Source organism: Corynebacterium sp. p3-SID1761 (assembly GCF_055862885.1).
Genome location: NZ_JBSQBJ010000007.1, coordinates 30,016 through 42,441 on the forward strand (window position 1 = coordinate 30,016; position 12,426 = coordinate 42,441).

Below are 12,426 nucleotides of genomic sequence, written 5' to 3' on the forward strand. Positions count from 1 at the left end.
AACGCAGGCTTTTTAAGCGATGACGCCACTAGTTTCGAGAGTTAGGATTTATCAGATGACCTTGCAGGAAGACCCTAAGGATATTGTCGTTGTAGGTGCAGCACGAACCCCGCAGGGACGCATGCTCGGTGCGCTGGCGAAGAAGAGCTCGGTTGATCTGGGTGCAGAGACCATCAAGGCCGTATTGGAGCGCTCCGGTGTGGCAGCGGGAGACGTGGATTACGTACTGATGGGGCAGGTCGTACAGGCAGGTTCCGGGCAGAACCCGGCGAAGCAGTCCGCTGTGGCGGCGGGTATTCCGATGAACGTTCCGGCCATGACTGTGAACAAGGTGTGCCTGTCCGGCCTGGATGCCGTTATTAATGCTTCCCGTCTGATCCGCCTGGGCGATGCCAGCATCGTCGTCGCCGGTGGTCAGGAGTCCATGACCAACGCCCCGCACATCGCCGCAGGCGTGCGAGCAGGTAAGGGCTATGGCTCCCTGGCGTTGCAGGATTCCCTGGAGCGCGATGGTCTGTCTGACCCGAACGAGGGTACGGCCATGGGCCTTGAGACCGACGAGGGTAACGCTGAGCGTGGCATCACCCGCGAGGAGCAGGACGAGATTGCAGCCCGCTCTCACCAGCTCGCCGAGGCTGCCACCAACGAGGGCGTCTTTGCCGAGGAGATCGTTCCGATCGAGGTGAAGGGCCGCAAGGAAACCGTAACCGTTACCGCCGATGAGGGCATCCGCCCCGGCACCACAGCCGAGGGGCTAGCGAAGCTGCGCCCGGCCTTCGTGAAGGACGGTACGATCACCGCTGCTTCTGCCTCCCAGATTTCCGATGGTGCTGCGGCCGTGGTGCTGACCACCCGCGAAAACGCTGAGACCAAGGGGCTGGAGATCCTGGCCACCCTGGGGGAGTACGGACAGACTGCCGGCCCGGACACTAAGCTGCACTCCCAACCGTCGCAGGCCACCGCTGCAGCGCTGCAGAAGGCCGGCTGGGAGGCCGGCGACCTGGACTTCCTGGAGATCAACGAGGCCTTCGCCTCCGTGGTTGCACAGTCCATCAAGGACCTGGACTACCCGCTGGACAAGACCAACATCCACGGCGGCGGCATTTCCCTGGGGCACCCCATCGGTGCCTCCGGCGCACGCCTGGTGGTACACGCAGCGCACGAGCTGAAGCGCCGCGGCTCCGGCAAGGCCGCCGTTTCTCTGTGTGGCGGTGGCGGCCAGGGTGACGCTCTGCTGCTGTGGCGCTAAGCCGGCTTAAGAGCGGCGGGGCTTTCTCCAAGCTGCTGCCCTTAGCAGTTGGTGCGGCAGCCGTCTGCGCGTGCTGCGCCATTGCCGCAGCTGACCCGCAGACCCCGGGCGGGTTCATCCCGGAATGCCCCACGAAAGCGCTTTTCGGATTCAACTGCCCGGGCTGCGGCTCGATGCGCATGATCCAGGCGCTGGTACAGGGAGACTTCGGCGCGGCGCTGCGCTATAACGCCGTTGGGGTACTCGGACTATTCCTCCTCGTGTGGAGCTGGTTAGTCTGGATCGGGCGAGCCTGGGGGAAGCACATACCCAATTGGGAACACTATCGACACGCACCTCTGGTCGTAGGGGTGGTGATAGGGCTGTGGTTTATAGCTCGCATACTGCCGTTTTCGCCATTTTTGGAACTTCGAGTGTAGGTTCCTACAGCCTTTAGGCTTTGCTCGTAGTATGGGTGTGCTAGGAAGATAGCGTCACTTGAGAACCCAAAGTGCGAAAAACTAAGGACACCAATGACCAATCCCTATGACCAGGGGCCTTCCAATGAAGACCCGTTTGGACTAGAGGACAAGCAGGTTTATCCGTACAACAGTGGGTATAACCAGACTCCCTCCCCTGACCAATCTTCCAGCTATGGCGGTTACCAGAACAGTGGTTACCAGAATGGCGGGTACAGCGGCTACCAGAACCAGTCAGCTGGTTATGGAGCGCAACTGGGGCAGGCATACCAGCCGGGAGTGGGACGAACTCCACCCGATAACTGGATGTGGGCAACGATTTTGGCCACTATCATTTGCTGCCTACCGTTGGGGGCAGTTGGAATCTACTTTTCCTCCCAAGTGGAAAGCCGCTGGCTCCGTGGGGACTATGCAGGCGCACAAAGTGCCTCCGACACTGCGAGAAACCTGGCTCTCGCATCAGCATGCGTCTTCGCCGTGGGTTTCATCGTCTACTTCGTTATCTTTGCGGGTTTTCTAGGACTCAGCCTTAGCGACATCTAGACTCTTAGCAACATCATTATGAGCGCCATCACCGGTAGCGCGAGACCCGTGGAAACCACCGCGGTGTCTCGCGCTAGTACTTTATTGACGCCGAAGCGCTGCGCATAGGTAAAGACGTTCTGTCCGGTCGGGAGGGCGGCCAGGAGCACCATGGCCAGAAGCAACTGAGACGAGGCGTCACAAAGAAAAACGCCGTAGAACGCGGCGATGGCGGGGTGCACGACAGTTTTGACCAGCGACGCCGCCCACACAGAACGACGGGGCGATAGACCAGGCTGGAGTACGCGAACCTCCGCCATCGACATGCCAAAGGCAATGAGGGCACAGCCGACAGTCGCGTCTGCAATGATTCCCATTGGGTCGGCGATGATGCCGGGCAGAATGAAGCCCGTGTTGTGCTGCAGCAGCGAGATGACGATTCCGATTACGGCGCCGATGATGAGTGGGTTCTTCAGGATCGTCAGCACAGTGGAGCGGACGAAGCTGGTGGTCTGCTTGCCCGTGCGCATGTCCAGCGCAAGCACGCTCAGCGGGCCGTAGAATCCGACCTGGAAGAGGATGACGGGGAGGGTAAGGGTGGGATCGTCCATCAAGTGGGCGGCCAGGGGGATGCCGAGGTTTGAGCCGTTGCAGTAGGTGCAGGCGAGCATCGCGATGATGGAATCCTCGGTGGAACGCCTAGTGAGCCAACGATAGCCCAAGAAGGCCATAAAGCCCGTGGTGAGGGTGGACAGCGCCACAACCAACAAATTCGGCCCGAAAAGCTGGGCGATGTCCGTTTTGGACATGAACGTGATCAGCGTGCAGGGCAGCGCGATCCAGAACACGAACATGTTGAGGGTGTAGACCGCATTGGGGCCTAAGAGACGAAGACGCCCTACTCCGAAGCCGATCGCGATGACGAAGATGACGACGGCAAAGCCGGAGAGGACGTTGAGCATGAGGTTATGCTATAGGCGCGGTATTACTGAACTCCGTAGTAGGTGGACTTATCCACGACGTAGGCGTGGGCGAACTTATCGGTGAAGGACTGCTTCTCGGGGCTCCTGCCGATAGTTACGCCCACGGCGATATAAACCGCGAGTTGCACAAAGGGGCCTACCCCAGGAATTGCCCCCAATAGGCCGCCGAGGATGTACCAGCTGTTGCGCTTCAGCGAGTCGACGGCGGAAATGTTCTGTCCGTCCGTGGAAATAACTCGAGCGCCGATGGCCATTTTGCCGACGGTGGCGCCCTTTTTGGACTCCATGAGGACGCGGTAGGTCAGCCACATGATCAATATGATTAGACCCCAGAGAGCCAGTTTGCCGTTCGGAAAGAGGTGGTTCACCTCTTCAGGTGAATTGGCGGTTTTAAGAGCATGATACCAATCCACAAGATCACTACCGCAGATGGCAGCTAGTAAAATGCCACCGATAAACGCTTGCACCAAGAGGCCGTCGATGATCAGCGCCAGTAGGCGCTTCCAGGCACCTGGGCGGCTGCTATCGAACATTGCGCCGTTATCCTGCGCATCGTGGGGGAAGGCCGGGGCGCCGTAGGAATTGGGTGCGCCGGTGGCATAATCGTCCTGACCGTAAGGGCCGGTCTGCTCGTAGGGGTTGGTGTCACCAGAATTGCCACTGGCGTAGTCGTTGTAACCCGGCAGGTCGTTCGACCCACTGTTGTTTTGGGGGTAGTTGTTGCTCAACTGCAGACATCCTAACTATCGTTCGGCTGATATCCGATCGCCCGCACTCCCCGATAGCTTCTGTGCGTCGGAGAGCGCGGAAGAATTTTACTGTGCCAGCTTAGCGAAAATCGCCCCCGGTGCACGAAGATTGGATTCGAGCACCGACGTGAGGATACGAAAAAGACCCACCGCCTGTCTCGTACTTGCGTACGGGGCGTGGGTCTTGATCGTGTCTGTTAAACGTCTTCGGGCTGCAATCTCGAAGTCGCGAGCCCAAAAGGGCACAGCGGTTTAGCGGCTGTGGAAGGGCAGGAGTGCCATCTCGCGCGCGTTCTTCACGGCGGTGGCAACCTGGCGCTGCTGCTGCGGGGTCAGGCCCGTTACGCGGCGAGAGCGAATCTTGCCACGCTCGGAGATGAACTTACGCAGCAGGTCGTAGTTCTTGTAGTCAACCGTCTCAATGCCCTCGGCCTTGAGCGGGTTCTTCTTCGGGCGGCGGGACTGTTCCATCCGCGCCTTCTTCATGTTGGTGCGCTTCATTGTTAAAGCTCCCCCTTACCAGCTGGACTTGCGTACGCCCGGCAGCTCACCGCGGTGAGCCATGTTGCGGACACGTACACGGGACAGGCCGAACTTACGCAGGTAGCCGCGCGGGCGGCCATCGGCTGCGTCGCGGTTACGGACGCGAACCGGGGAAGCGTCGCGGGGCTGACGGTTCAGCTCCCACTGTGCATCCAGGCGCTCCTCGTCGGTGCTGTTCGGGTTTTTGATGATCTTCTTGAGCTCAGCGCGACGCTCCGCGTAGCGGGCGACGATTTCCTTGCGCTGCTCGTTCTTCGCGATCATGGACTTCTTAGCCATAAATTATCGCTCCTCGCGGAATTCGACGTGCTTGCGGGCGATCGGATCGAACTTCTTCAGGGTGATGCGATCCGGGTTGTTGCGCTTGTTCTTACGGGTGACGTAGGTGTAACCGGTGCCAGCCGTAGACTTCAGCTTGATGATTGGGCGGATATCGTTACGTGCCATAGTTAGATCTTCTCCCCACGGGCGCGGATCTTGGCAACGACAGACTCGATGCCGTCACGGTCAATGGTCTTCAGACCCTTAGTGGACACGTTCAGCGTGATGGAACGGCCCTCAGAGGGCAAGTAGAACGTACGACGCTGGATGTTCGGGTTCCAGCGACGGTTCGTGCGGCGGTGCGAGTGGGACACAGACTTGCCGAAGCTCGGCTTGCGTCCCGTGACCTGGCAATATGCCGACATGGGTTTTCTCCTTCCGCCGGAGATCAAAGGTGCCAGCGCCGCGCACATCTAAAACCCATGGTTAGACGGGCCTTGAGTTTTACGTGGTGGGGCGCTGTTTTTAGCCTTAAATCCGTCCGGCGATGACGTTTACATAGACAACAGCGGGAGCTAACTTTACCCCACGGGTGCGCTATAACCTAATCGCTCTTTGTGACGCCCTATGCTCTCATCGCGCCCTGCTGTGACACCGTCCCAGCACGGCAAACGCGATTTTATTAATGAGGTGTTTGTTCGCTATCATAGTCCCTCGTTGTGCGACTAACTTTGTCGCGCCTTAATAGCCCCTCGGTAACCGAGTGGCCTGAAGGGCGTCAATAAAGAAGGCAGAGAAGGCGCGCTGCTTTTTATGACCCGACTCAGGCACGACCTGCGTAACAGATTCGCAGGACCGACCTGATGTACACGCACCTAAGGGAATAAGAGGAAACCATGAAGAAGGATATCCACCCCGACTACCACCCCGTAGTCTTCAAGGATGCGAGCACCGGACACCAGTTCATCACTCGCTCCACCGCTACCTCCGACCGCACCGTTGAATGGGAAGACGGCAACGAGTACCCGCTCATCGTCGTTGACGTGACCAGTGAGTCCCACCCCTTCTGGACCGGCGCTCAGCGCGTTATGGACACCGCCGGCCGCGTGGAGAAGTTCCAGCGTCGCTACGGCAACATGACCCGCCGCAAGAAGAAGTAAGAACTCTTCTCACTAAACAGATCCCAAGAAATCTATTTCACACCTTTAATAAGGAGGTAGAAGACAATGGCAGTACCGAAGCGCCGTATGTCTCGTGCAAACACGCACTCCCGCCGTTCCCAGTGGAAGGCCGACAACGTTGCTCTGCAGAACGTTAAGGTCCAGGGCCAGGAAGTTCAGATTCCTCGCCGTCTGGTAAAGGCCGCTCAGCTGGGTCTCATCGACCTGGACTAGGTCTGATTCCATAGCGATTTTAAAGCTACGTTCGTAGCGTATCGATCCCCACCGCACACACAGTGTGGTGGGGATTTTGCCTTGTTAAGACATATAAGAAAAGCTGTGTGTTCATTAAAAAAGTTGTTGCGCACGAGCATGGCCACAGATTCGAAGGCACAATGGTTCGTATGAAGATTCTTGTTGTAGATGACGACCAGGCAGTGCGTGAATCCCTACGCCGTTCCCTGATCTTTAACGGCTACACTGTCGTACTGGCGACGGATGGTGAAGAAGCTCTGGAATCCATCACCAATGAGCGGCCAGACCTTGCCATCCTTGACGTGATGATGCCGAAAAAGGATGGGCTGGATGTCTGCCGCGAACTGCGCAGCCATGGCGATGATCTGCCTATCCTTCTACTCACTGCCCGCGACTCCGTGGAAGAGCGCGTTGCCGGTCTCGATGCTGGTGCAGACGACTACTTGCCGAAGCCCTTTGCGTTGGAGGAGCTGCTGGCGCGTACCCGCTCACTGTTCCGTCGCGCTGCCCGCCCGGCGATTCAGGAGGGTGAGTCCCACGAACCGCTGCGTTTCGAGGATCTAACCCTCAACCCGGAGACTCGCGACGTGTACCGCGGCGACCGCCAGATCAGCCTGACCCGCACGGAGTTCGCCCTCCTGGAGCTGCTGATGAGCAACCCGCGAAAGGTTCTTTCTCGCAACACGATCCTGGAAGAGGTTTGGGGGTACGACTTCCCAACCTCCGGCAATGCTCTGGAGGTGTACATCGGTTACCTCCGACGCAAGACCGAGGCCAATGGCGAAAGCCGTTTGATTCACACTGTGCGGGGAGTGGGCTACGCGCTGCGTGAGACTGCACCGTGATCCTGCGTAGGCTCCCGGAGGAGAATCTTGCGGTCGAGCCCGGAACGGATTACACCCAGGCCGAGAAAGACGGTGGCTCTAGCGAAAGCAGAAGCGGCCGACTAGTAAAGTCGGTGCGTTTTTCTCTGCGCGGATTATCTCTGCGTGTCCGCTTGGCTGGGCTCACAGCCATCGTAGTGATGCTGTGTATCGCGATTATCACCGTAGCTTCCTATGCCACTGTCAAGCAGGTGCTATCGCAAGAAATGGATAAGACGCTGCAGACTCAGGCACAGGCTTATATCGATTCTGGATTCGAGTTTCCGACCAGCGAAACCGGCGAAGGGGAGAATTACCGCCCTCGCTTCTTTGACTCCGACAACAACATGAGTGTGCTCGTCGTCCCCGCTGAGCAGGCGGGACGGCAGGCAGATTTATCGAAGTTCGAGGGTATTCTCAGCGCCGACGAAGTCGGTGTGTTGGTGGGCGATGACCCATACGTTTTCGAAAGCAACGGCGATACCCGCAGTTTCGCCATTGCTGCGCTAGACGGTCGTGTCATCGTGCTGCGTCTGGATATTTCCTTTACCAATCAAACCCTGGAATCTCTGTGGCTAGTGTTGATTCTCATTGCCACGACAGGTTTTATTGCCTCGATTATCGTGGGCATAGCGGTGGCGAACTCCGGTGCTCAGCCGATCACCCGGCTGCGCCGGGCTGCTGATGAAGTCTCCCGTACCGGTGAGCTGCGGCAGATCCCAGTCTACTCTCAGGACGAGCTAGGGGCGCTGACCGTGTCGTTTAACAACATGATGAATGCGCTGCAAGAGGCTCAGACGAAACAGAAGAATCTGGTTGCGGATGCCTCACACGAGCTGAAGACACCTCTGACGTCGCTGCGTACAAATGTGGAGCTGCTGATGTTGGCGTCGCAAAGAAAAGACGGCGACGGTCCCGGCATAAGCGATGAAGACCGTAAAGACATAGAGCGGGACGTCATTGCGCAGATCGACGAAATGAGCGGTCTGATCGGCGATCTTGTTGACCTAGCCCGTGAGGACTCCGACCCAGAGGTCTTGAGCACTGTCGAGATTTCCGAGCTCATCGCGCAAGGCATTACACGCGTGCAAAGGCGTCGTCCCGACGTGACCTTCGATACCCACCTCATTGAGTGGAACCTGCGGGGAGATTCTTTCGCCCTGTCGCGTGCGCTGCTTAATTTGCTGGATAATGCGGCCAAATGGTCGCCCGAAGGCGGTGTGGTGCGGGTCTGGATGCAGCCGATCGCTGGTGAGGGATGTGACGCCGCAGCTTCCCATCTAGAAGGTTCAGCATTGCAAGAGGTGGAGATTCGTGTGGCAGATTCGGGGCCGGGCATTCCGCAGGAGGATCGAGAACTTGTATTCGATCGCTTCTATCGGTCAATAAAGGCTCGATCAATGCCAGGATCCGGTTTGGGGTTGGCGATCGTGAAGCAAGTTATTGAGCGCCACCACGGTGTGATCGTGGTTGACGAGTCCGATGACGGCGGTGCTCTCATGCGTGCCGTTCTTCCTGGACTGCCTGGGGAATCGCAGGAGTGACGTGGGTCGGGAACATTTGTCCGCTGATTTTTCTTAAACTGGCAGAAAAGTTACAGCGTTCGTAGCGCTGACCTACATATATGACAGACATACTGGTGTCCATGAACGAAAGGGAACACGATATGGGTGAGAACACTTCGGGGAATGGGCAGCGAATGCCGGGCGAACCGGACTTTTCCGATGGGGGACGGGAAGCAGCTCAGAATCCTGGAGCTAGTGCAGGCGCTAGCGGCGTCAACGCGGACGCTAATGCAAACGGTAACGTCGGTGGTGGCACAGAGGCTCGCAAGATAGCGCGCGAGCATATTCATTGGAATGGCGAGCAAGGTACGCCACAGTATCCGGCAACGCACGCTGGCTCGCCGGTGCAACCGGGAGCGTGGCCAACGGGTCTGGAGGATAATCAGACTCAACAGATCCAGGCTCAGCACATTCAACCCCAGCAAATGCAGCGCCAGCAGGCTCAGAGCCAACCGTTCCAGGATCCGCTAGTGCCACAGGATCCGATGGCGCCGCAGCCACGGGAGAAGAAGCGTTGGTCGACACCAGCGGTTGCTGCGTTGTTGCTGACCGGTGCCGTGGTGGCCTCCGCGGTGACCTACGTGGGCATGGATGCCTTGAATGAGAACAAGTCCAGCAACAATGCCACAACGTCTTTCGACAGCTCTAACACCACCAATAAGTCCGCAAAGGAAAAAGAGGCTTCTAACCCGGTAGAGCCGGGAAGCACCTCCGATGTGGCTAACAAGGTTCTACCTTCAGTCGTGTCAATTCGCGTCACCACGTCTCAAGGCGGTGACGAGGGATCTGGCTCGATCATTTCCTCTGACGGTCTCATTCTGACGAATAACCACGTTGTCTCTGCCGCTGAAGGCGGAAAGGCGAAAATGGAAGTGGCTCACAACGACGGTCGTACTCTCGAGGCGGAGGTCGTAGCCACCGATCCGCAGACTGATATTGCGGTGATTAAGGCCAAGAACGTCACGGACCTTAAGCCCATTGAGTTCGGTGATTCGAATGCTGTGAACGTGGGCGAAGACGTGATGGCGATTGGTTCCCCCCTTGGGCTATCGGCCACGGTGACGACGGGCATTGTTTCTGCTAAGAACCGTCCTGTACAGGCATCTGGCGAAGATGGTGGCGAAGCTTCTCTGATTGATGCGATCCAGACGGATGCTTCCATTAACCCCGGCAACTCCGGTGGTGCACTGGTGGATATGCAAGGCAAGCTCATTGGCATCCCCTCTGTTATCGCCTCCACTGGTGGTGAGTCAGCGGGCTCCATTGGCTTGGGCTTTGCCATCCCGATTAACCAGGCCGAACGCATCTCTAAGCAGCTGATCGATAAGGGTAAAGCAGAGCACCCGATTATCGGTGCGAAGGTCAATACTCGATCCAATGAAGTGGGCGCCGTCGTCGTCGACGTCAACAAAGACAGTCCTGCGGATAAGGCTGGTTTGAAGAAGGGCGACCTGGTTACTCACGTCGACGAGCGACGTGTGGATTCCGGCGTTGCTTTGATTGCGGCTATCCGATCGCACGCAGTGGGAGACACTGTAAAGCTCAAGGTTAAAGAAGGTCGCGATGGAGAAGAACGTGAGGTTGAGCTCACTCTAACTACCGCCGAGTAGTCCGGCATTCCCGTTCGCCTGTACAGCAGTAGGCGGACGGGATATTTTATTAGTTACGTTCGTTTATTTATTCAGGAGGATCGCAGTGGCCGTTCGGAAGGCTAACCCAGAGTCTGCGGACATCAATGAAGTCGCGGTCATGAAGTCCGTGGATCACGCACAGGTGGAGCGACTGGCAGAGGAGATCCCCGAGCCGGATGACGCACTGTTTCACTCCTTGGACGCCAAGGAGCGAACCCGCGAGCAGCTTCTCGATGATCCGCCCCTGCACGCCATGGTTGTTCTCGTAACCGACTTCCCCGAGGAAAAAGCGAAGAACGGGGAACTGGTTGCCGAGCTGCTGGTCGAGGAAGGTTTCTTGGTCGACGCCGTTCTCAGCGTTGAGTCCCGAAAGGGGGCGATCCGCAAGGCTATTCAAACCGCCGTTGTCGGAGGCGCGGATCTTGTTGTCACCATTGGCGGAACCGGAACCGGTCCGCGGGATAAGACGCCGGAGGCTACACGCGCGGAGTTGGATCGCAAGATTCCGGGCATTGCTGAAGCGCTTCGATCCTCGGGCTTGGCGGCGAACTCTTTGGATGCGGGCCTTTCCCGCGGTGTTGCGGGCATCTCCGGTTCCACCGTGGTGGTGAACATCGCCGGTTCTCGCGGAGCGATTCGCGACGGTATGGCCACTTTGGGGCCGCTGGTTCGTCACGTTGTCGACGATATGAATGACCGGGCTTAGCATGCCCCGACGGCACTCGGGTTCGAAGCAACCCGGTTACCGCAATCGCTATGACCTAGAGGTTCCACAACCCGTTTCTGGTCGTCGCCGCAGGTTCTTCGGCAAGGTCGGCCAGGCGCAGAACCCGGGGACTTCTTTTCTTGACGCCATCGCCTCCAAAACGACGAAACCCCACTCAGACCTTGTTCAGGATGAGTGGGGTGATGAGCTGCCTTCTGCGGAATTGGAACGCCGCTACCTAGAGGAGCAGCGTCCACCGCATTGGGGTTAGTCCGGTGGACTTTAGTTGGCGTGCTTGCCGGTCGGCTCAGCCTCGCCACCGCGTTGCTCGATGAGCAGGTCTCGGATCTCGGCTAGCAGCTCAGTCTCGGTTGCAGTAGCCTCCTCCGGCTCAATGCCCTTACGGCGAGCGTTGATCTCTGCCAGCTTGTTCATCGGCATGATCATCAGGAAGTAGATAACGCCAGCGATGATCAAGAAGTTGAAGATTGCGGTCAGGATGCCACCGATATTGACGAAGGTGGCGGGGTTACCCTCACGCAGGTGGAAGCCAAGGCCAAACTCAGGGGATCCACCAACGGCTGCGAGCAGCGGTTCGATGATGCCACTAGTGAAAGCAGTAACGATAGCGGTAAACGCACCGCCGATGATAACGGCAACGGCAAGCTCAATAACGTTGCCGCGCATGATGAACTTCTTAAAACCTTCGAGCATTGTGCTGAAAGACCTTTCTTGTCCGCGACGCATGCGCGGTCAGTACAAGCAACTACATGACGGGAAAGAAACCGAGGTCGTTGATCACAGCGTCGACGACCAAGTCGTGCTCCCGGCTAGGGACGATGCGTGTGAACTCTTCGTGGTCCACCACTGCCCACACATTGATGTGTGAGGGGCGGTCGGCCAGTGCCCGGTCGTAGAAGCCACCACCTTGCCCGAGCCGTATCCCATGATAATCAATCGCCAGCGCAGGTGTAATAATTACATCCGCGCATGTTGGAAAAGTGTGAATCGCATTACCTTCCGGCTCAAGAATCCCCCAAGTTCCAGCAACCAGGTTCGGGTTTTCGGGATGAAACTCGACCCATTCGAGGACAGGGACGTGAGTAGATCCTTCAACGGTGCCGTCGCTGGGGGAGCCGTTTGAAGCTGAGGCATTGTTTCGGGACACCCTTGGGAGAAGAACTCGCGCGCCAGTACTAGCAATAACGTCAGGGAGATCAGCGCCTCCGGGCTCGCCAGGTAGGGGAACATAGCCGGCGATAGTGAGAGTTGAGGGTGCTGCAGGCAATTTCGTGAGGGCTTTAAGAAGATGGGACTGGATTGCGCGGTCGCGCGCTGGGCGCTGATCAGTTCGGGCGGTGCGAGCGGCACGGACTGCGGCGCGGGCAAGTTTTTTGCTGGTAGAAAGATCTTTCATCGCCTTCGAGCCTACTGCAGAGGGCAAAATGCTTGATCTGGGAAAGAAAACTGTGCATAGGCGG

The 12,426-nt window shown here is 57.9% G+C and carries 18 protein-coding genes; 10 read left to right on the plus strand and 8 right to left on the minus strand.

Features of this window, described 5'->3' with window-relative positions; translation table 11 throughout:
* Nucleotides 1–55: 55 nt before the first annotated feature.
* From ACWXWJ_RS05255 to ACWXWJ_RS05265, 3 genes are all read left to right on the plus strand, one after another.
* Complete coding sequence (locus ACWXWJ_RS05255; RefSeq protein ID WP_293790958.1) at nt 56–1,249, plus strand: acetyl-CoA C-acetyltransferase; 1,194 nt, start codon at nt 56–58, stop codon at nt 1,247–1,249.
* The gene (locus tag ACWXWJ_RS05260) at nt 1,240–1,668 is read left to right on the plus strand and encodes a DUF2752 domain-containing protein (RefSeq protein WP_448308436.1); all 429 of its coding nucleotides are present in this window, start codon (nt 1,240–1,242) and stop codon (nt 1,666–1,668) included. Before ACWXWJ_RS05255 ends, ACWXWJ_RS05260 begins: the two co-directional genes overlap by 10 nt.
* Before the next feature lie 93 nt (nt 1,669–1,761).
* Nucleotides 1,762–2,250: a CD225/dispanin family protein gene (locus ACWXWJ_RS05265; protein WP_293790960.1), complete on the plus strand. Its 489-nt coding sequence runs from the start codon at nt 1,762–1,764 to the stop codon at nt 2,248–2,250.
* On the opposite strand, the gene ACWXWJ_RS05270 is transcribed toward ACWXWJ_RS05265, so the two are convergent.
* From ACWXWJ_RS05270 to rpmB, 6 genes are all read right to left on the minus strand, one after another.
* Nucleotides 2,247–3,191, minus strand: coding sequence for an AEC family transporter (locus tag ACWXWJ_RS05270; protein WP_473963747.1), 945 nt, complete (start codon nt 3,189–3,191; stop codon nt 2,247–2,249). The two genes, ACWXWJ_RS05265 and ACWXWJ_RS05270, sit on opposite strands and share 4 nt — an antisense overlap.
* 23 nt (nt 3,192–3,214) lie before the next feature.
* Nucleotides 3,215–3,940 carry an RDD family protein gene (locus ACWXWJ_RS05275; RefSeq protein ID WP_473963748.1) on the minus strand — a complete coding sequence of 242 codons (726 nt, stop codon included), beginning with the start codon at nt 3,938–3,940 and terminating at the stop codon, nt 3,215–3,217.
* 273 nt (nt 3,941–4,213) lie between these two features.
* On the minus strand, nt 4,214–4,462 hold the full coding sequence (gene rpsR, locus ACWXWJ_RS05280) for a 30S ribosomal protein S18 (RefSeq protein WP_005293672.1): 249 nt from the start codon (nt 4,460–4,462) through the stop codon (nt 4,214–4,216).
* 15 nt (nt 4,463–4,477) lie between these two features.
* Nucleotides 4,478–4,783 (minus strand): 30S ribosomal protein S14, encoded by a 306-nt coding sequence (gene rpsN / locus ACWXWJ_RS05285; RefSeq protein ID WP_005293669.1) that lies wholly within the window; start codon nt 4,781–4,783, stop codon nt 4,478–4,480.
* 3 nt (nt 4,784–4,786) lie between these two features.
* A complete protein-coding gene (gene rpmG, locus ACWXWJ_RS05290) occupies nt 4,787–4,951 on the minus strand; it encodes a 50S ribosomal protein L33 (protein ID WP_005279910.1) in 165 nt (54 codons plus the stop codon).
* 2 nt (nt 4,952–4,953) lie between these two features.
* Complete coding sequence (gene rpmB, locus ACWXWJ_RS05295; RefSeq protein WP_005293665.1) at nt 4,954–5,190, minus strand: 50S ribosomal protein L28; 237 nt, start codon at nt 5,188–5,190, stop codon at nt 4,954–4,956.
* A 471-nt stretch (nt 5,191–5,661) separates the two neighbouring features.
* On the opposite strand from rpmB, the gene ACWXWJ_RS05300 reads away from it, so the two are divergent.
* The 7 genes from ACWXWJ_RS05300 to ACWXWJ_RS05330 all read left to right on the plus strand — a co-directional run bounded on the left by ACWXWJ_RS05300 (nt 5,662) and on the right by ACWXWJ_RS05330 (nt 11,216).
* A complete protein-coding gene (locus ACWXWJ_RS05300; protein WP_005293662.1) occupies nt 5,662–5,925 on the plus strand; it encodes a type B 50S ribosomal protein L31 in 264 nt (87 codons plus the stop codon).
* Nucleotides 5,926–5,991: 66 nt separating this feature from the next.
* Nucleotides 5,992–6,159 carry a 50S ribosomal protein L32 gene (gene rpmF, locus ACWXWJ_RS05305; protein ID WP_293790963.1) on the plus strand — a complete coding sequence of 56 codons (168 nt, stop codon included), beginning with the start codon at nt 5,992–5,994 and terminating at the stop codon, nt 6,157–6,159.
* Nucleotides 6,160–6,329: 170 nt separating this feature from the next.
* Nucleotides 6,330–7,025, plus strand: coding sequence for a response regulator transcription factor (locus ACWXWJ_RS05310; protein WP_293790964.1), 696 nt, complete (start codon nt 6,330–6,332; stop codon nt 7,023–7,025).
* The gene (locus ACWXWJ_RS05315) at nt 7,022–8,587 is read left to right on the plus strand and encodes a sensor histidine kinase (protein WP_293790965.1); all 1,566 of its coding nucleotides are present in this window, start codon (nt 7,022–7,024) and stop codon (nt 8,585–8,587) included. Before ACWXWJ_RS05310 ends, ACWXWJ_RS05315 begins: the two co-directional genes overlap by 4 nt.
* Before the next feature lie 101 nt (nt 8,588–8,688).
* The gene (locus ACWXWJ_RS05320) at nt 8,689–10,218 is read left to right on the plus strand and encodes a S1C family serine protease (protein ID WP_473963749.1); all 1,530 of its coding nucleotides are present in this window, start codon (nt 8,689–8,691) and stop codon (nt 10,216–10,218) included.
* A 139-nt stretch (nt 10,219–10,357) separates the two neighbouring features.
* Nucleotides 10,358–10,945 carry a MogA/MoaB family molybdenum cofactor biosynthesis protein gene (locus ACWXWJ_RS05325; protein ID WP_473963776.1) on the plus strand — a complete coding sequence of 196 codons (588 nt, stop codon included), beginning with the start codon at nt 10,358–10,360 and terminating at the stop codon, nt 10,943–10,945.
* 1 nt (nt 10,946) lies between these two features.
* Nucleotides 10,947–11,216 carry a hypothetical protein gene (locus ACWXWJ_RS05330; protein WP_293790968.1) on the plus strand — a complete coding sequence of 90 codons (270 nt, stop codon included), beginning with the start codon at nt 10,947–10,949 and terminating at the stop codon, nt 11,214–11,216.
* 11 nt (nt 11,217–11,227) lie between these two features.
* On the opposite strand, the gene mscL is transcribed toward ACWXWJ_RS05330, so the two are convergent.
* The gene (gene mscL, locus ACWXWJ_RS05335; protein WP_293790969.1) at nt 11,228–11,659 is read right to left on the minus strand and encodes a large conductance mechanosensitive channel protein MscL; all 432 of its coding nucleotides are present in this window, start codon (nt 11,657–11,659) and stop codon (nt 11,228–11,230) included.
* Between the two features lie 52 nt (nt 11,660–11,711).
* A complete protein-coding gene (locus tag ACWXWJ_RS05340; protein ID WP_473963750.1) occupies nt 11,712–12,362 on the minus strand; it encodes a 5-formyltetrahydrofolate cyclo-ligase in 651 nt (216 codons plus the stop codon).
* Between the last annotated feature and the right edge of the window lie 64 nt (nt 12,363–12,426).

What these genes read in the sequence shown, in the direction of transcription:
- ACWXWJ_RS05320 (WP_473963749.1), top strand. Translation starts at nt 8,689, where the DNA reads ATGAACGAAAGGGAACACGATATGGGTGAGAACACTTCGGGGAATGGG.
- ACWXWJ_RS05270 (WP_473963747.1), bottom strand. Translation starts at nt 3,191, where the DNA reads ATGCTCAACGTCCTCTCCGGCTTTGCCGTCGTCATCTTCGTCATCGCG.
- ACWXWJ_RS05310 (WP_293790964.1), top strand. Translation starts at nt 6,330, where the DNA reads ATGAAGATTCTTGTTGTAGATGACGACCAGGCAGTGCGTGAATCCCTA.
- rpmG (WP_005279910.1), bottom strand. Translation starts at nt 4,951, where the DNA reads ATGGCACGTAACGATATCCGCCCAATCATCAAGCTGAAGTCTACGGCT.
- ACWXWJ_RS05340 (WP_473963750.1), bottom strand. Translation starts at nt 12,362, where the DNA reads ATGAAAGATCTTTCTACCAGCAAAAAACTTGCCCGCGCCGCAGTCCGT.
- ACWXWJ_RS05300 (WP_005293662.1), top strand. Translation starts at nt 5,662, where the DNA reads ATGAAGAAGGATATCCACCCCGACTACCACCCCGTAGTCTTCAAGGAT.
- ACWXWJ_RS05325 (WP_473963776.1), top strand. Translation starts at nt 10,358, where the DNA reads ATGAAGTCCGTGGATCACGCACAGGTGGAGCGACTGGCAGAGGAGATC.
- rpmB (WP_005293665.1), bottom strand. Translation starts at nt 5,190, where the DNA reads ATGTCGGCATATTGCCAGGTCACGGGACGCAAGCCGAGCTTCGGCAAG.
- rpsR (WP_005293672.1), bottom strand. Translation starts at nt 4,462, where the DNA reads ATGAAGCGCACCAACATGAAGAAGGCGCGGATGGAACAGTCCCGCCGC.
- ACWXWJ_RS05265 (WP_293790960.1), top strand. Translation starts at nt 1,762, where the DNA reads ATGACCAATCCCTATGACCAGGGGCCTTCCAATGAAGACCCGTTTGGA.
- ACWXWJ_RS05255 (WP_293790958.1), top strand. Translation starts at nt 56, where the DNA reads ATGACCTTGCAGGAAGACCCTAAGGATATTGTCGTTGTAGGTGCAGCA.
- mscL (WP_293790969.1), bottom strand. Translation starts at nt 11,659, where the DNA reads ATGCTCGAAGGTTTTAAGAAGTTCATCATGCGCGGCAACGTTATTGAG.
- rpsN (WP_005293669.1), bottom strand. Translation starts at nt 4,783, where the DNA reads ATGGCTAAGAAGTCCATGATCGCGAAGAACGAGCAGCGCAAGGAAATC.
- rpmF (WP_293790963.1), top strand. Translation starts at nt 5,992, where the DNA reads ATGGCAGTACCGAAGCGCCGTATGTCTCGTGCAAACACGCACTCCCGC.
- ACWXWJ_RS05330 (WP_293790968.1), top strand. Translation starts at nt 10,947, where the DNA reads ATGCCCCGACGGCACTCGGGTTCGAAGCAACCCGGTTACCGCAATCGC.